The sequence below is a fragment of the Bradyrhizobium sp. genome (genome assembly GCF_035935975.1).
In the GTDB taxonomy this organism is placed as follows: domain Bacteria; phylum Pseudomonadota; class Alphaproteobacteria; order Rhizobiales; family Xanthobacteraceae; genus Bradyrhizobium.
In genome coordinates this window covers 99,760-116,723 of sequence record NZ_DASYWN010000027.1, presented here as the reverse complement: position 1 = coordinate 116,723, position 16,964 = coordinate 99,760, and the positions used below count along the sequence as shown (strand labels likewise).

The window sequence follows — 16,964 nt, the reverse complement described above, 5'->3', positions numbered from 1 at the left end:
AACCACAAGAACGTGCCGATGACCTCAAAAGGGTAAGCCTCATTCCTTTGTTCGGCCCCGGGCGACCATTCCTTCGTCCCGACCTGCCGGTCGGCAGAGCGTCGCGCGCAGACACTGTCAAGGATGCCATCGGCACCGGCGCAGCCGGCGCGAAGCGTCCTCGACAGCGGCGAGCACGGCGCTACTCTCGACCATCAAGGACAAACACCCCTTGACCACGGGTAGGAGGTCCTACAAGAATCGGAGCGCCCTCACGCCTTCTGTTCGGCCATCACCTTGCGCACCGCGGGCCGGTCCGACATGCGCTTGAAATGGTCCGCGATCTTCGGCGTGGCGTTGATGTCGACGCTGTCGCCCTCGAGCCAGGTCGAGAGCGTGTAGAGATAGGGATCGCAGATCGTGAACTGATCGCCCATCACCCAGGGTCCCTTGAACATCCTCTGCTCGATCAACTTGAAGCAGGCGCCCATGGTCTTCGGCACCATCGCCTTCATGTCGGCGAACGAGCTCTCGTCCGTCGCCCAGCGCGCGCCGCGCATCTTGTGGGCGTGGTTGATGTGCACGGTCGAGCACAGATAGGAGTTGAACGACTGCACCTGCGCGAAGTCGAAGGGATCGTCGAGCGGCGCGAGCTTCGCCTTGGGGAGGGTCTGCGCGATATAGGCCAGCATCGCCGGCGTCTCGGTCAGGACGCCGCGGTCGGTCACCAGGGCCGGCACGCGGCCCTTCGGGTTGATCGCGAGATAGTCCGGGCTGTTCTGCTGGTTGTCCTTGAAGCTGATCCGTTCGGCCGCATAGTCGGCGCCGGCCTCTTCCAGGGTGATATAGGTGGCGAGCGCGCAGGTGCCGGTGGCGTAGTAGAGCTTGAGCATGTCGGACCTCATGGGAAAGCTGGAAATTAACGGCTGTCGGCCGCAAGGTCCATAGCACGACTTTCTCTTCGCAGTTGCCCACCGCCGCCCGCCTGTGCCAAGACGCCAGCAATTGGAGGGGTCTTGTCATGACGGTACTCATCGCCGGTGGCGGCATCGGCGGGCTGACGCTTGCGCTCAGCCTGCACGGAATCGGCGTTCCCGTGAAAGTGTTCGAGAGCGTCGCGGAACTGAGGCCGCTCGGCGTCGGCATCAACGTGCTGCCGCATGCGGTGCGCGAGCTGATCGAGCTCGGCCTGATGGACAAGCTAGATGCCAGCGGCGTGCGCACCCGCGAGCTCGCCTATTTCTCCAAGCACGGCAAGCCGATCTGGAGCGAGCCGCGGGGGCTCGAGGCCGGCTACAAATGGCCGCAATTCTCGATCCATCGCGGCACGCTGCAGCAGCTCCTGCTCGACACCGCGGTCGAACGGCTCGGCCGCGACAATATCCTGACCAGCCATCATCTGACCGGCTGGACCGAGACGGCCGGCGGCGTCCGCGCCGACTTCGTCGACAAGACGACCGGCAAGCCTGCAGGGACTTATGACGGCGCGATCATGATCGCCGCCGACGGCATCCATTCCGCGGCGCGAGAAAAGCTCTATCCCAACGAGGGACCGCCGATCTGGAACGGCCGCATCCTCTGGCGCGGCGTCACGCCGTCAAAGGCCTTCCTCACCGGCCGCACCATGATCATGGCCGGCCACGAGATCCTGAAATTCGTCTGCTATCCAATTTCGAAGGACCCAGACGCATCAGGCAACCACCTGATCAACTGGGTCGCCGAGCGCCATATGCCGCCGACCTATCAGTGGCGACGCGAGGACTATAACCGCACCGCGCGGCTGGAGGAGTTTCTGCCCTGGTTCGAGAGCTGGCAGTTCGACTGGCTCGACGTGCCCGGCCTGATCAGGAACTGCCCGCACGCCTATGAATATCCGCTGGTCGACCGCGATCCGGTCTCGCAATGGACCTTCGGCAAGGTCACGCTGATGGGCGACGCCGCGCACCCGATGTATCCGATCGGCTCCAACGGCGCCTCGCAGGCGATCCTCGATGCCCGCACCATTACCCGCGAGATCCTGGCGCACGGTCCGACCCAGGCCGCGCTGCTCGCCTATGAGGCCGAGCGCAGGCCGGCGACCACCGACCTCGTGCTGCTCAACCGCAAGAACGGTCCCGAGCAGGTGATGCAGCTCGTCGAGGAACGCGCACCCGACGGCTTTGGGGTCGTCACCGACGTGCTGTCGCAAAAGGAGCTGGAAGACATCGCCGCAAACTACAAGCGCGTTGCGGGTTTCCAGGTCGAAGCGCTGAACGCGAAGCCGCCGATCGTGAGCAAGGACGCCCGTGCGAGGGTATAAGCTCTCGTCCAAAGCGAGATGTACGTTGATGCGCCCTCTCCCCTTGCGGGAGAGGGCAGCGACGCCGGGAGACACAGGTTGGCTGGGGTGAGGGGTATCTCTCCGCGCGTTCGCCTCTCGCAACTGAATTCGCGGAGAGATACCCCTCATCCGGCGCTTCGCGCCACCTTCTTCCGCAAGGGGAGAAGGAAGAGGGAGTGCGGCGCTTGAACGGAGCCCGCCTCACTTCACCACCCTCGCCGCCTCCAGCAATCGCTCGCTCGCACTCGCCGTCGCCAGCACCGTGCCGTCCTCCGCCATCAGCTTCGCCTCGACAAAGGCGATGGTCTTGCCGAGCTGCGTCACCTTCCCCTCGCCGATGATCGGCCCGGGCTTTGCGGGCGCCAAAAAATTCACGGTCATGCTGATGGTCGTCGTGTAGAGCCGGCCCTCGCTCATCACCAAGACCGCCGGGCCCATGGTGTCGTCGAGCATGGCGGAGAGCAGGCCACCCTGGATGAAGCCGGCGGGGTTGCAGAACTCGGGCTTGCCCTCGAAGCCAAGCTTGATCCAGCCCTCCGCTGGACGGGCATCGAGCAGGCGCCATCCCAACAGCTCGGCGCAGGGCGGCCTCCTGAAGTTGTCGAGCGCGGTCTTGACCATGCGAACCTCCGTTTCCGCCAAGACATAACTGAGGCCTGCTGACAGCCTGATGGCAGCAGGCAATCCGCCGCAGCGCAACGAGACGGCACAGGACGAACGCGCCGCGCGCGCGGCCTGAGCTTCAGTCGAGCGCGTGCGCGATGACCTTGCGCATGACGTTGGGCAGCGCTTCATCGGCAAGCGTCGCGATCGGCACCCAGCGCATGCCCGCGGGCGCGCGCGTGCGCGCCTCGGCCTTCGCGGTGTAGACCACCAGCTCCAGCGGAAAATGCGTAAAGACGTGGGTGACGACGCCCACCTTGCGCTGCCAGCGCGACAGCCCCTTCAAGTCCGGCGCCTGCTGCTTCGCCGTCGCATCCTCTTGCCCGGCGAGCCAATCCGAGCCCGGCACCTCGGTCATGCCGCCGAGCAGGCCCTTTTCAGCGCGGGACCGAACCAGCAGCTCGTCGCCACGCGTGATGACGAAGGCGGCGCCGCGCCGCAGCGTCCCGCTCTTCTTCGGCGCCTTGCGCGGGAACGTCTCCTGCGTGCCTAGCGCACGCGCCGTGCAATCCTCGGTGAACGGGCACAGCGAGCAGGCTGGCTTCTTCGGCGTGCAGATCGAGGCGCCGAGATCCATCAGCGCCTGCGCGCTGTCGCCGGCCCGGGAGTTCGCCAGCAGCGTCGCTGCCAGTTGCTGGATCAGCGGCTTTGCCTGCGGCAGTTCCTCCTCAACGGCAAAGAGCCGCGACACCACCCGCTCGATATTGCCGTCGACAGGCATGGTGTGGCGGTCGAAGGCGATCGCGGCGATCGCCGCCGCCGTGTAAGGTCCGATCCCCGGAAGCGCACGCAGGCCTTCCTCGGTGTCGGGAAACACGCCGCCATGCTCGCGCGTCACCGCGACCGCGCAGGCATAGAGATTGCGCGCACGCGAATAGTAGCCGAGGCCGGCCCACATCCGCAGCACGTCATCCTGCGAGGCGCTGCCGAGCGCCGTGACATCCGGCCAGCGCGCGACGAACTTCTCGAAATAGGGGCCGACCGCCTTCACCGTGGTCTGCTGGAGCATGATCTCCGACAGCCAGACGCGGTAAGGATCCGAGGTCTCGCCGGGCATCGCGCGCCAGGGCAGCCGGCGGCGATGGCGATCGTACCAGGCGAGCAGCAGGGTGGGGCGCGAGCCGGCCTCCGCCTGTCTTGGTTCCGATTTCGCCTTCAGCGCGGATTTGGGGCTCATGCCCTCACTGTAACGAGGTCACGCCGATCTCTCCACGTCATGCCCGCGCTCGCCGCGGGCATCCACGTCTTTCTTCACGGATCGCTCGCAAATAGTGAGGCCGGCCGAACCCGGTGCTATAAGGCCCCATGTCCAAATTCGGTCCCATCTTCAAACCCGGTCCCCTCAGCGCCAAGCCGCTGTCGCTGCTGCTCAACGACGTCTTTGCCGAGGCCTATGCCAAGCAGGGGTTTGCCGCGCGCGAGCTGGTGACGCGGTGGGCACAGATTGCCGGGCCTGAGATCGCGGCCCATGCCGAGCCGCTGAAGATGCAATGGCCCCGGCCGGTCGAGGGCCAGCCGCAGGAGCCGGCGACCCTGGTGCTGCGGGTCGAGGGACCGATGGCGCTGGAGATCCAGCACTCGGCCGACGTGATCCTGGAGCGGGTCAATCGCTTCTTCGGCTGGAGCGCGGTCGGCAAGCTCGCCTTCCGCCAGGCCCCCCTGTCGCGGCCCCGAACCCGGAAGCGGCCCGGCCCGCCGGATCCCAAGAGCGTCGCCAGGGTGGCGGAAAGCCTGGGGGACATCGAAGATGAAGAATTGAAGACGGCGTTGGCCCGGCTCGGGGCCGCCATCAAGCGAAATTGAGCCTCATTTCGCGGTCAATCTGAACCTGCTCCTGTTGCTCGCCATTGCCTCAACCCACGTTTCAAGCTAGCGACAGGCCGCCCGGGAACCTTGATGCAACCCTCGGGGTGAGACCACGCCAATTCGGGAGCCGACCTTGATCATCACCCGCCGCGCCTTCAACACGATGCTGTCGCTGACCGGGCTCGCCGCTCTCGCCGGGCTCTCGCCGCTGCGGTTCATCTCGGAAGCGATGGCTCAGACCGCGGCCGAGGTCGCCAAGCCCGTCTCGCTGCCCGACATGGCCCTCGGCCCGGCCGATGCCGCCGTGACCATCACCGAATTCGCCTCGATGACCTGCCCGCACTGTGCGGCGTTCAACGAGCAGGTGTTCCCGAAGATCAAGAAGGACTACATCGACACCGGCAAGATCCGTTACATCTTCCGTGAGTTCCCGCTCGACATCAAAGCCGCCGCGGGCTCGATGCTGTCGCGCTGCATCGCCAATGGCGACGCGCCGAAATACTTCGCCGTCACCGACATGCTGTTCCGCCAGCAGAACGACTGGGTGATGAAGAACACGACCGAGACCCTGACGCGGATCGGCAAGCAGGCCGGCCTGACCCAGCAGCAGGTCGAAGCCTGCCTGAAGGACCAGGCCCTGCTCGACAAGATCGCCGCCGACCAGAAATACGCCAGCGACATTCTCAAGGTCGATTCCACGCCGACCTTCTTCATCAATGGCGAGAAGATCAAGGGCGAGACCTCGTACGAGGAGTTCGCCAAGAAGATCAATTCGCTGCTGAAGAGCTGATTTTCAACGCATCACGCCTGATTCGCATCTCGAAAGCCGTATCTTTCCCGTCATAAATCCCTTGGGAAAAGCGGCTTTCGCCGGTTGCCCTCGCGGCGCACCGCGGCCATTGTCCGCCGCATGAGGCGCCTCGCGCGACTCGCCCGGATAGCGACACTGCCTTCCATGGTATTGTCCCGGCAGGGGATTCGCGCCTGCCAATAGAGATGCGTGCTTATGAAAATCACCCGCCTGCGCCTTCACGGCTTCAAGTCCTTCGTTGAGCCCACGGACTTCGTCATCGAGCCCGGCCTGACCGGCGTGGTGGGTCCCAACGGCTGCGGCAAGTCGAATCTCGTCGAGGCGCTGCGCTGGGCGATGGGTGAAACCTCGTACAAATCGCTGCGCGCCGCCGACATGGACGCGGTGATCTTCGCCGGCTCCGGCAACCGTCCCGCGCGCAACCACGCCGAAGTGACGATGACGATCGACAACGCCGATCGCACCGCGCCGGCGGCGATGAACGACAGCCAGCTGCTTGAAATCTCCCGCCGCATCGAGCGCGAAGCGGGCTCGGTCTATCGCATCAACGGCCGCGACGTGCGTGCGCGTGACGTGCAGATCCTGTTCGCCGACGCCGCCACGGGCGCGCGCTCGCCCGCACTCGTCCACCAAGGCAAGATCGGCGAGATCATCCAGGCCAAGCCCGAGCAGCGCCGCCGCGTGCTTGAAGACGCCGCCGGCGTCGCCGGTCTGCACGCCCGCCGCCACGAAGCCGAGTTGCGGCTGAAGGCCGCCGAAACCAACCTCACCCGCGTCGAGGACGTGATCGGTCAGCTCTCCGGCCAGATGGAAGGCCTGAAGAAGCAGGCCCGCCAGGCCGTGCGCTATCGCGAGGTCGCGGCCAAGGTCCGCAAGGCCGAAGCCACGTTGTTCCACCTGCGCTGGATCGGCGCGCATGCCGACGTCAACGAATCCGGCCAGACCCACGATCTCGCCGTGCGCGAGATGGCCGAGCGCACCCAGCACCAGGCCGAAGCCGCCCGCATCCAGGCGATCCGCGCCACCGAAATGCCGGCGCTGCGCGATGCCGAAGCGCGCGCCGCCGCCGGCCTGCAGCGCCTGACCAATGCCCGCGAATTGCTCGACCGCGAGGAAGAGCGCGCCAAGGAGCGCGTCGCCGAGCTCGAGCGCCGCCTCGCGCAGTTCGAAGGCGACATCTCGCGCGCCCAGCAGCAGACGATGGATGCCGACGTCGCGCTGCAGCGGCTCGACACCGAAGACGCCGAGCTGAAGGAAGAGATCAAGTCGCGCGTCGAGAAGCGCTCCGGCGTCGACGAGCGCGTCGGCGAAGCCGAGGCGGTGCTGACCGAAACCGAGCAGCAGTTCGCCGAGCTCACCACCGCGCTCGCCGACCTCACCGCCAAGCGCAACCAGCTCGAAGCCAACGTCCGCACCCACCGCGACAAGCTCGCCCGGCTCGACCAGGAGATTTCGAACGTCACCGCCGAAGAGCAGAAGCTTGCCGCCGACACCGGCGGCTTCGGCGATCTCGACGAGCTGACCGCTGTCGTCGAGACCGCCGAGCAGACGCTGGCAGCGTCCGAAGCCGCAGCACAGGCGAGCGAAGCCGCGCATGTTGCCGCACGCCAGACGCTCGAATCCTCGCGCTCGCCGCTGGTCGAAGCCGACAAGCGCGTGCAGCGGCTCGACACCGAGGCGCGTACGATCTCCAAGATCGTCAACGGCGAGACCAAGAATCTGTGGCCGCCGATCATCGACGGCATCACCGTCGACAAGGGCTTTGAAAAGGCGATCGGCGCCGCGCTCGGCGACGATCTCGACGCGCCCGTCGATCCCTCGGCGCCGATGCGCTGGACCAATGCCGGCGCGGTCACCGATGGCGATCCGGAACTGCCCGAAGGCGCCGTGCCGCTCTCCAACCACGTGCAGGCTCCGGCCGAGCTGACGCGCCGCCTGGCGCAGATCGGCGTGGTGCCGCGCGAGCGCGGTGCCGAGCTGGTCTCGCAGCTCAAGACCGGCCAGCGGCTGGTCTCGCCCGAAGGCGACGTCTGGCGCTGGGACGGCTTCGTCGCCGCCGCTCACGCCCCGACCGGCGCCGCACGGCGCCTTGCCGAGCGCGCCCGTCTCGTCGACATCGAGAACGAGCTGGAGCAGGCCCGCATCGACGCGCAGATCAAGCGTCAGGCGCTGGAGAATGCCGAGTCCGAGCTGCAGATGGCCGCCAGCACCGAAGGCGCCAGCCGCGAAGCCTGGCGCGCCGCGCAGCGCGAGCTCAACACCGCGCGCGAGCGCCATGCCACCGCCGAGCGCGAGATCAGCCGCCATGCCGCACGCAAGGCGACGCTGTCGGAAGCGCACAGCCGTCTCGCCGCCGACCGCGCCGAGGCCGAAGCCGCCTACGAATACGCCGAGGCCGGCATCAGCGAGCTGCCGTCGAGCGAGGACACCGAGACCCGTCTCGCCGCCGTTCGCAGCGACATCGAAGGCCATCGCCGCATGGCCGCGCAGGTCCGCGCCGAGGCACAGGCGCTGGCGCGCGAGGCCGAGCTCGCCGATCGCCGCGTGCAGGCGATCCTCGCCGAGCGCACCGAGTGGGCGAACCGCAAGGAAAGCGCGGCCTCCCACATCGACACCATCCAGGCGCGTATCGCCGAACTCACGATCGAGCGCAGCGATCTCGAAAACGCGCCCGCCGTGTTCGCCGAGAAGCGCAGCGCGCTGATCACCGAGATCGAGTACGCCGAGAACGACCGCCGCATGGCTGCCGACGCGCTCGCGACCGCCGAGACCGCGATGGCCGAGACCGATCGCGTCGCCAAGCTGACGCTCGAAGCCCTCTCCAGCTCGCGCGAAGCCACCGCCCGCGCCGAAGAGCGCATGGAAGGCGCGCGGCGCCGCCTTGAAGACATCGAGCGTGAGATCCGCGACATGCTCGAAGTCGAGCCGCAGGCGGTTGCCGGCCTTGCCGAGATCGAGCCCGGCGCCGAGCTGCCGCCGCTGCACGACATCGAGGAAGACCTCGAGAAGATGCGTCGCGACCGCGAGCGCCTCGGTGCCGTGAACCTGCGCGCCGAAGAAGAGCTGCGCGAGGTCGAGACCCAGCACACGGGCCTGGTCACCGAACGCGACGACCTGGTCGAGGCCATCAAGCGGCTGCGCCAGGGCATCCAGAGCCTCAACAAGGAAGCGCGCGAGCGCCTGCTGACCTCGTTCGAGGTCGTCAACAACCACTTCAAGCGCCTGTTCGTCGAGCTGTTCGGCGGCGGCGAAGCCGCGCTGCATCTGATCGAGAGCGACGACCCGCTCGAAGCCGGTCTCGAAATCATCGCCAAGCCGCCGGGCAAGAAGCCGCAGACGCTGTCGCTGCTCTCGGGCGGTGAGCAGGCGCTGACCGCGATGGCGCTGATCTTCGCGGTGTTCTTGACCAACCCCTCGCCGATCTGCGTGCTGGACGAAGTCGACGCGCCGCTCGACGACCACAACGTCGAACGGTACTGCAACCTGCTGCACGAGATGACCGGCTCGACCGACACGCGCTTCATCATCATCACGCACAATCCGATCACGATGGCGCGGATGAACCGTCTGTTCGGCGTCACCATGGCCGAGCGCGGCGTCTCCCAGCTCGTTTCGGTGAGCCTGGCCGAGGCCGTGGACATTCTCGACCAGAACGTGGCCTGACGCTGCGCTCGTTCCACACCCATTGACGTCATCATCCGCGAAAGCGGATGATCCAGTACGCCGCGGCCTCTCGGTTTTGACGGCACTGTCTCGGAGTACTGGATGCCCCGCCTTCGCGGGGCATGACCGCGGATGATGATCGCACCCACCCTTCCCGCCGAACTCAAGGCCGCCCTCGACGGCAAGCTCCAGGGCTTCTCCCGCACCGACGCGGCGCAGCGCTCGCAGAAAATCTCGACCACCTATCGTGCCGGCGGCGGCTCAGGCACGATCAAGTCGGAGGCCGATGCGCTCGCCTATGCGCTGGCGCGTATGCCGGCGACCTACGCGGCCGTGGCCGCCAGCCTAAATGCGCTGACCGAGATCGCGCCAGGCCTCGCCCCGGAGACATTGCTCGATGTCGGCGCAGGTCCCGGCACCGCGAGCTGGGCTGCCGCAGAGGCTTTTCCATCCCTGCAGGATTTCACCCTGCTCGACGCCAACGCCACGCTCAGCCGGCTCGCGCTCGAGCTGGCGAGGGACAGCACACGTCTGGCGGAGTGCCGCTATCTGCCGGGCGATGCCGGCGGCAACCTCGCCGAGGTCTCGCAGGCCGATCTCGTCATCGCCAGCTACATCATCGGCGAGCTCGGTGAGGCCGATCAGCGCAAGCTGACCGAGGCGATGTGGGCCAAGGCGCGCCACGCACTGGTCGTGATCGAGCCTGGCACGCCGGCCGGCTATGCCCGCATCCTCGCGCTGCGCCAGCAGCTGATCGCGGCCGGCGCGTTCGTTGCCGCGCCCTGCCCGCACGAAAAGCCCTGCCCGCTCACCGCGCCCGACTGGTGCCATTTCTCCCAGCGCCTGCCGCGCTCACAGGCGCACCGCCAGATCAAGGGCGCCGAGGTGCCGTTCGAGGACGAACGCTTCATCTACGTCGCCCTCACCCGCACACCGCCCGCAAGCCGCGCCGCGCGCGTGCTGGCGCCGCCGGATGTCGGCAAGGCCGAGATCACAGCCAAGCTCTGCACCGGGGAAGGCATGGTCGTCGCCAAGGTCCCGCGACGCGACAAGCCCGCCTATGCAAGCGCCCGTCGCTGGCGCTGGGGTGATGCCGCCATTGCCGAAAGTTAACCTCGTTCAAGGCTTTCGCCTTGAACTTGAATGGTTCCCGATCCGACCAAGTCTTACCTTCCTCCGCGCCGGGGCTCTCGCCCTGCGCCAATTTGGTCTAGGCTGCGCCCGCCTTCTTCCCCCTTCAGGAGTTCTCCATGTCGACCGGCTGGATCGTTCTCGGCGTCATTGTCGTTCTCGTGTTCCTGGCGTTCAGCGCCTACAACCGGCTCGTCGCACTGGGCCAGCGTGTCGGCCAGGCCTTTGCCGATATCGACGTGCAGCTCAAGCAGCGCCACGACCTGGTCCCCAACCTGGTCGAAACGGTGAAGGGCTATGCCTCGCATGAGCGCGGCACGCTCGACGACGTCATCAAGGCGCGCAATTCGGCGATCTCGGCGCAGGGACCGGCGCAGGTGTCTGCGGCCGAGAACCAGCTCTCCGGCGCGCTCGGCCGGCTGATCGCGCTGTCGGAGGCCTATCCCGACCTCAAGGCCAACGCCAATTTCCAGCAGCTTGCATCCGAGCTCTCCGACCTCGAGAACAAGATCGCCGCGAGCCGGCGCTTCTTCAACAACGCGGTCCAGGAATACAACACCGGCATCCAGCAGATGCCTGCGGCGCTGTTCGCCGGCATGTTCGGCTTCACCAAGAAGGACTTCTTCGATCTCGGCGCCAGCCGCACCGAGGTCGAGGCCGCGCCTCAGGTGAAGTTCTGATTTGAGCCGATAGGCCGGCAGGGCAGCGCGTCATGGCCGCGTATGGTCTCTACACGCATATCGCCTCGAACAAGTTTCGTTCGATGCTGCTGCTCGCCGGCCTGTTCGCGCTGGTCTATGTGCTGGTCTATGCCGGCGCGCTCGTCGCCGAAGTCCTGATCGACAGCAACCGGACGGCCTCCTTCTACCTGAGCCACGCCTTCCAGGATCTGAAAGTCGCAGCGCCCGTTGCGACGGTCGTGGTGGCGGTCTGGATCGTGATCGCCTATTTCTTCCACCAGTCGATGATCGATGCGGTGACCGGCGGCCACGACGTCACCCGGAAGGAAGAGCCGCGGCTCTACAATCTGCTCGAAAACCTCTGCATCTCGCGCGGCATCCCCATGCCGAAGCTGAAGATCATGGAGAGCCCGGCGCTGAACGCGTTCGCGACCGGTCTCAATCCGCGGCAATATTCGGTCACCGTCACCACCGGTCTCCTCAATGCGCTGAACGACAAGGAGATCGAGGCGGTGCTGGGCCACGAGCTGACCCACATCAAGAACGGCGATGTGCAGCTGATGGTGGTCGCCGTGATCATCGCCGGCGTGGTCGGCTTCTTCGGCGAGCTGTTCTTCCGCCTGTTCACGAATTTCAGCTGGAGCTCCGGCTCTCGCGGCTCGTGGTCCTCCGGCTCCTCCTCGTCGTCGCGTTCGTCTTCATCGAGCGACAGCAAGAACTCCGGCGGCGGCGCGGTGATCGTCATCATCATCGCGGTCGTGCTGATCGTGGTGGCCTGGCTGATGTCGCAGGTGGTGAAGCTGGCGCTGTCGCGCTCGCGCGAATACCTCGCCGACGCAGGCTCGGTCGAGCTGACCAAGGACCCCGACGCCATGATCTCGGCGCTGCGCAAGATCGAGGGCCGCGGCGAACTGCCGGGCGCGACCTCGGCGGTGATGGAGCTCTGCGTCGACAATCCGCGCGAGGGTTTTGCCGATTTGTTCGCCACTCACCCCTCGGTCCAGTCCCGGGTCGACGCACTGGTCAAGTTCGCCGGCGGCCACGATCCCGGTCCGCTGCCGGATCCCACTGAAGAGGCGGAACAACCCGAGACGCAGGCCGCTCCGCAGGACACCCCGCCGCCGGTGCCGCATGGCCCGTGGGGTGATGCAGGCAACCCGGGCAATCCGCCGCCCGTGCCCGCGCCAAGCCCCTCAGGAACCCCGGCAGGCAATCCGATAGGAAACCCCATGGGTCCTTGGGGCCGCCACTGAGTCTCGCATTTGGCAGCGACTTGCGGCGGGGTTTCCCGATGATCGGAAAAACCTCGGGAATTGCCGCAACGGGGTGCCAGAGATTTGAATTCTCCCTTGTTTCTGCCATGTTCGCGCCCAACAGGAGACTTGGGACATCCTTGGGACATCCTTGGGACATCGACTTGGGGCCCGGCCGATTGCGACCTCGCGATCGGGGGCGCGCGTTAGGGGACAGCAATGGCAAAGCCGGCAGTGGTTGTGGTGGGCGCGGACAAGGGCGGGGTCGGCAAGACCACGGTATCGCGCACCCTGCTCGATTATTTCTCCGCCAACAACGTGCCGACCCGCGCCTTCGACACGGAGTCGCCGCGCGGAACGCTGAAGCGCTTCCACCCCGATATCACCGAGATCGTCGACATGACGACGACGGCCGACCAGATGAAGATTTTCGACACCCTCAACGCGGTCAGCCCCTCGGTCACCGTCATCGACGTCCGCGCCGGCCTGCTCTCGCCGGCACTGGCTTCGCTCCGCGACATCGGCTTCCTCGACGCCGCCAAGGCGGGCCAGATTACCTTTGCGGTGTTCCACATCCTCGGACCCTCGATCGCCTCGCTGGAGGAGATCGCCGAGACCGCCGGCTTCATGACCGGTGCGAAGTATTTCCTGGTGAAGAACTTCATCAACGACACCCAGTTCTTCCAGTGGGACCAGGCAACCTACAATTCCTACTTCCACCGCATCAAGGACGCGACCGAGCTGACCATCCCCAAGCTCAACGAGATGGCCTATGAGCAGGTCGAGGTCTCGTCCGTCCCGTTCCTGAAATTCGTCGCCAACAAGGGCATTAACGACGAGGCCGCGAACTATTCGTTCGTGCTGCGTGGCTATGTCCGGCACTGGCTCGCCAATGTCTGGAGCGAGTTCGACCGCATCCGCCTGACCGACATCGTCGGATCGAAGCCGGTGCCCCGCAGCGAAAAATAGTTGCACGGCCCGGGCTGATACGGCTGGATTGGAGCGGTGAGTTCGCTCAGATATAGCCCGCAATGTCCGCGACACCCGTCTACATCATCTGCTCGCCCCGCCCGCAGGTCGGCAAGACCCTGCTGGCGCGGCTTTTAAGCGAATTCCTGCTGCTCAAGAACGGCAACGTCGCGGCCTTCGACGTCAATCTGAAGGAGCCGTCGCTGCTCGACTATCTGCCTGGCATCACGGAAACCGCCGACGTGATCGACACCTACGGCAAGATGCAGCTGATGGACCGGGTCATCCTCGATGACGGGCTCGCCAAGGTGATCGACCTCGGCTTCCACGCCTTCGACGAGTTCTTCAAGATGACCGACGAGATCGGCCTGCTCAAGGAAGCGGCGCGCCGGCATGTCGCGCCGCAGATCATGTTCGTCGCCGACACGGACCGTGTCTCGGCCCGCGCCCACGAGATGCTGCGCGCCCAGATCCCGCGGATGAACCTGATCACGGTAGACAACGAGTACGTCGTGCGCGGCGAGCTTCCGGCAGCGATGGAAGGCGGCCGGCTGTTCCGCCTGCCCGCCCTGCCCGGCTTCCTCAAGACCTATATCGACCGGCTGAGCTTCTCCTTCACGGGCTACCTGCGCCAGGAGAAGGACACCTCGACCGAACTGCACCAGTGGACCCGGCGCAACTACTTCGCCTTCCGGGAGCTGGAGCTCAGCTTGATCCTGCAGCGATCGTAGGCAGGAATTTACCCCGGGCGATATCCTCCGCCCGTACCCAACTCAGTGCCCCTCGAACGTCATCAGCGTGCGTACCGGCACGTCCATGGCACGCAGCTTGGCGGCGCCGCCGAGCTCGGGCAGGTCGATGATGAAGCAGGCAGCGACGACATTGGCGCCGATCTGCCGCAGCAGCTTCACCGCCCCCTCGGCAGTACCGCCGGTAGCAATGAGGTCGTCGACCAGGATGACGCGCTCGCCGGGCTGGATGGCGTCGACATGCATCTCCATCTCGTCGATGCCGTATTCGAGCGAGTAGGCGATGCGCACCGTGGTATGCGGCAGCTTGCCCTTCTTTCGGATCGGCACGAAGCCGGCCGAGAGCTGGTGCGCCACCGCGCCGCCGATGATGAAGCCGCGCGCCTCCATGCCGGCGACCTTGTCGATCTTGTTGCCGGCCCAGGGATTGACGAGCTCGTCCACCGCGCGGCGGAATGCACGCGCATCCGCGAGCAAGGTCGTGATGTCGCGGAACATGATCCCCGGCTTGGGATAGTCGGGGATGGTGCGGACGCTCGCCTTGATGTCGTGGTCAAAGGTCATCGATCTCTCGCTCTGGTTTTTCCACCGTCATTGCGAGCGAAGCGAAGCAATCCAGGTTTCTTCCGCTGCAGCAGTCTGGATTGCTTCGTCGCTCCGCTCCTCGCAATGACGGCACTCAATTTGTTTCAGTATTCAGCCGAAACGCGTTCTCGACAATCTTCAAGCCCACCTCGTTGCCGAGCGACATCAGCGATTCCGGGTGGAATTGCACGCCGGCGACCGGCAGGGTCTTGTGCTCCAGCGCCATGGCGACGCCGTCCTCGGTGCTGGCGGTGACGGCCAGCACCTCCGGCATGCTGTCGCGCTCGACGAAGAGCGAATGATAGCGGCCGATGACGATCTCGTTCGGCAGATTGCGCATCAGCCGTCCGCCCCGCACCTGCACCCGCGAGGGCCGGCCGTGGGCGGGATGGGTGAGCTGACCGAGCTCACCGCCGAAATATTCGCCGATCGCCTGCACGCCGAGGCAGACGCCGAACACCGGCAGCTTCTTCTCCAGCGCCGCATCGATCGTCGTCTTGATCCCGAAATCCTCCGGGCGCCCGGGGCCGGGCGACAGAACCAGCAAATCCCACCTCTTCCGCTTGAGCATGTCGAGCGCATGCACATAGCGGACCACGGTGACCTCGGCACCGACCTGGCGGAAATAATCGGCGAGCATGTGCACGAAACTGTCGTCGTGGTCGATCAGCAGCACCTGCTTGCCCGAGCCGGTCGCATCGGGCGCAAAGGTCGACAGCGGCTTCGGCGGATCGCCGCGCAGCGCCTGGAACAGCGCGGCGGCCTTGACCTGGCATTCGCGGTCTTCCGCAGCAGGATCGGAATCGAACAGGCAGGTGGCGCCGACGCGCACTTCAGCCAGGCCATCCTTCATGCGGATGGTGCGGATGGTGAGGCCGGTGTTGATGCTGCCGTCGAAGTTCACCGCGCCGATCGCACCGGCGTACCAGCGCCGCGCCGAGCGCTCGTGATCTTCCACGAACTGCATCGCCCAGAGCTTTGGCGCACCGGTCACGGTGACGGCCCAGGCATGGGTGAGGAAGGCGTCGAGCGCGTCGAAGCCGGGGCGCAGCATGCCCTCGACGTGATCGACGGTGTGGAACAGCTTCGAGTAGGTCTCGATCTGGCGGCGCGCCAGCACCTTGATCGTGCCGGGGACGCAGACGCGCGCCTTGTCGTTGCGGTCGACGTCGGTGCACATGTTGAGCTCGAACTCGTCCTTCTCCGAGTTCAGCAGCTGGCGGATCTGCTCGGCATCGCCGATCGCGTCGGTGCCGCGCGCGATGGTGCCCGAGATCGGGCAGGTCTCGACACGGCGCCCGTCCGAGCGGACGAACATTTCCGGCGAGGCGGAGACGAGGAACTCACCCTCGCCGAGATTCATCAGCGCGCCATAGGGCGACGGGTTGATGACGCAGAGGCGCTGGAACACTTCGGCCGGCGAACGATCACAGGGCTCGGCGAAGAGCTGGCCAGGCACGGCTTCGAACAGATCGCCGCGCGCGAAGGCCGCGCGGGCGGTCTCGACGGTGGCCTGATATTCGCCTGGGGCGTGATCGGCAAAACCCTGGCGCGGCGTCTTGAGGTAGGGGCTGTCGGCGGTCTCGCGCGGCAGGCCGTCGGTCGATTTGCCCTTCCAGGCGAAATCGTACGAGAGCACCACGCCACGGCCGGTGGCGCGGTCATAAGCCAGCAGGCGGTCGGGGACGTAGAGCACGATGTCGCGCTGGTCCTGCTCGCGCGGGCGCTTCTGCACGAGGTCCTCGATCTGGAACACGAGGTCGTAGGCGAAGGCGCCGAACAGGCCGAGCAGGCCGTCGTCATTGGCGGAGAAGGCGGCGACGAGGTCGCGCACCAGCGACATCACGCTGGCGCGCCGCGTGCGCTGGTCCTCTTCGATCGGCGCATCGCCGCGGATAATGTGGCCGGACAGGCGGGAGGCGGTCTTGTCGGAGATCACGACGCAGGGCTCGCGCAGCACGTCGGCCAGGAAGGCAATCAGCACCTGCCCGCGCCCGTTCAGCGCTTCCAGCTTGAAATTGACGCCTGTGGTCTCGAGCTTGAGCGGTGGATCGGAGAAGCCGAGGTCGAAGCTCTCGTAGCGGCCCGGCACGGTCGTGCCCGAGGACAGCACCACGCCGCGGCGGCGGTCGAGCAGGCTGATGAGATCGTCGAGCCGGTTGGCGCCGCCGGTGAACTGCTCGGCCACGCGCGTGATCGCCAGACCCCCGCGGGTCACGTAGTCGCTTCGGGCCGGGAGGGCAAAGACTGTCCTGTTCATGTCGTCCTCTTACGAAACTTGCCGAGGGAACGCCACACAGGACAAACGATCAGGCCGCCGCACTGCGTGGGCGACCTTCGACGATTTTGGGAAAA

Annotated in this window: 14 protein-coding genes; 9 read left to right on the top strand and 5 right to left on the bottom strand. The window is 66.1% G+C overall.

All coding sequences use genetic code 11. The features are described from left to right. Nucleotides 1-251 precede the first annotated feature (251 nt). Nucleotides 252-872 carry a glutathione S-transferase gene (locus tag VGR99_RS15245; protein WP_326899303.1) on the bottom strand — a complete coding sequence of 207 codons (621 nt, stop codon included), beginning with the start codon at nucleotides 870-872 and terminating at the stop codon, nucleotides 252-254. Between the two features lie 128 nt (nucleotides 873-1,000). Here VGR99_RS15245 and VGR99_RS15240 point away from each other — a divergent pair, with 128 nt between their 5' ends. Continuing rightward, nucleotides 1,001-2,278, top strand: a complete 1,278-nt coding sequence (locus VGR99_RS15240; protein WP_326899302.1) for a flavin-dependent oxidoreductase — start codon at nucleotides 1,001-1,003, stop codon at nucleotides 2,276-2,278. A 222-nt stretch (nucleotides 2,279-2,500) separates the two neighbouring features. Here the strand turns inward: VGR99_RS15240 and VGR99_RS15235 are convergent, their stop codons facing one another. Together VGR99_RS15235 and mutY are read right to left on the bottom strand one after the other, a co-directional pair. Then, the gene (locus VGR99_RS15235; RefSeq protein ID WP_326899301.1) at nucleotides 2,501-2,920 is read right to left on the bottom strand and encodes a PaaI family thioesterase; all 420 of its coding nucleotides are present in this window, start codon (nucleotides 2,918-2,920) and stop codon (nucleotides 2,501-2,503) included. Nucleotides 2,921-3,041: 121 nt separating this feature from the next. Continuing rightward, complete coding sequence (mutY, locus tag VGR99_RS15230; protein WP_326899300.1) at nucleotides 3,042-4,139, bottom strand: A/G-specific adenine glycosylase; 1,098 nt, start codon at nucleotides 4,137-4,139, stop codon at nucleotides 3,042-3,044. A 128-nt stretch (nucleotides 4,140-4,267) separates the two neighbouring features. Between mutY and VGR99_RS15225 the strand changes: the two genes are divergently transcribed. The 8 genes from VGR99_RS15225 (at nucleotide 4,268) to VGR99_RS15190 (ending at nucleotide 14,006) form a co-directional block, all read left to right on the top strand. Then, nucleotides 4,268-4,765: a DUF721 domain-containing protein gene (locus VGR99_RS15225; RefSeq protein WP_326899299.1), complete on the top strand. Its 498-nt coding sequence runs from the start codon at nucleotides 4,268-4,270 to the stop codon at nucleotides 4,763-4,765. Nucleotides 4,766-4,901: 136 nt separating this feature from the next. Beyond that, nucleotides 4,902-5,558, top strand: coding sequence for a DsbA family protein (locus VGR99_RS15220; RefSeq protein ID WP_326899297.1), 657 nt, complete (start codon nucleotides 4,902-4,904; stop codon nucleotides 5,556-5,558). A gap of 216 nt (nucleotides 5,559-5,774) precedes the next feature. Next, nucleotides 5,775-9,242, top strand: coding sequence for a chromosome segregation protein SMC (smc, locus tag VGR99_RS15215; RefSeq protein WP_326899296.1), 3,468 nt, complete (start codon nucleotides 5,775-5,777; stop codon nucleotides 9,240-9,242). Between the two features lie 132 nt (nucleotides 9,243-9,374). Beyond that, nucleotides 9,375-10,355 carry a small ribosomal subunit Rsm22 family protein gene (locus VGR99_RS15210; RefSeq protein ID WP_326899295.1) on the top strand — a complete coding sequence of 327 codons (981 nt, stop codon included), beginning with the start codon at nucleotides 9,375-9,377 and terminating at the stop codon, nucleotides 10,353-10,355. A 137-nt stretch (nucleotides 10,356-10,492) separates the two neighbouring features. Next, entirely contained in the window at nucleotides 10,493-11,053 is a 561-nt protein-coding gene (locus tag VGR99_RS15205; RefSeq protein WP_326899294.1) for a LemA family protein, read from the top strand. Between the two features lie 32 nt (nucleotides 11,054-11,085). Continuing rightward, on the top strand, nucleotides 11,086-12,306 hold the full coding sequence (locus VGR99_RS15200) for a M48 family metallopeptidase (protein ID WP_326899293.1): 1,221 nt from the start codon (nucleotides 11,086-11,088) through the stop codon (nucleotides 12,304-12,306). Between the two features lie 219 nt (nucleotides 12,307-12,525). Then, on the top strand, nucleotides 12,526-13,275 hold the full coding sequence (locus VGR99_RS15195; protein ID WP_326899292.1) for a hypothetical protein: 750 nt from the start codon (nucleotides 12,526-12,528) through the stop codon (nucleotides 13,273-13,275). Nucleotides 13,276-13,337: 62 nt separating this feature from the next. Then, entirely contained in the window at nucleotides 13,338-14,006 is a 669-nt protein-coding gene (locus VGR99_RS15190; protein WP_326899291.1) for a hypothetical protein, read from the top strand. Nucleotides 14,007-14,048: 42 nt separating this feature from the next. On the opposite strand, the gene VGR99_RS15185 is transcribed toward VGR99_RS15190, so the two are convergent. Beyond that, nucleotides 14,049-14,588, bottom strand: coding sequence for an adenine phosphoribosyltransferase (locus VGR99_RS15185; RefSeq protein ID WP_018323310.1), 540 nt, complete (start codon nucleotides 14,586-14,588; stop codon nucleotides 14,049-14,051). A gap of 115 nt (nucleotides 14,589-14,703) precedes the next feature. Continuing rightward, the gene (locus VGR99_RS15180; RefSeq protein WP_326899284.1) at nucleotides 14,704-16,869 is read right to left on the bottom strand and encodes an anthranilate synthase component I; all 2,166 of its coding nucleotides are present in this window, start codon (nucleotides 16,867-16,869) and stop codon (nucleotides 14,704-14,706) included. Nucleotides 16,870-16,964: the final 95 nt, after the last annotated feature.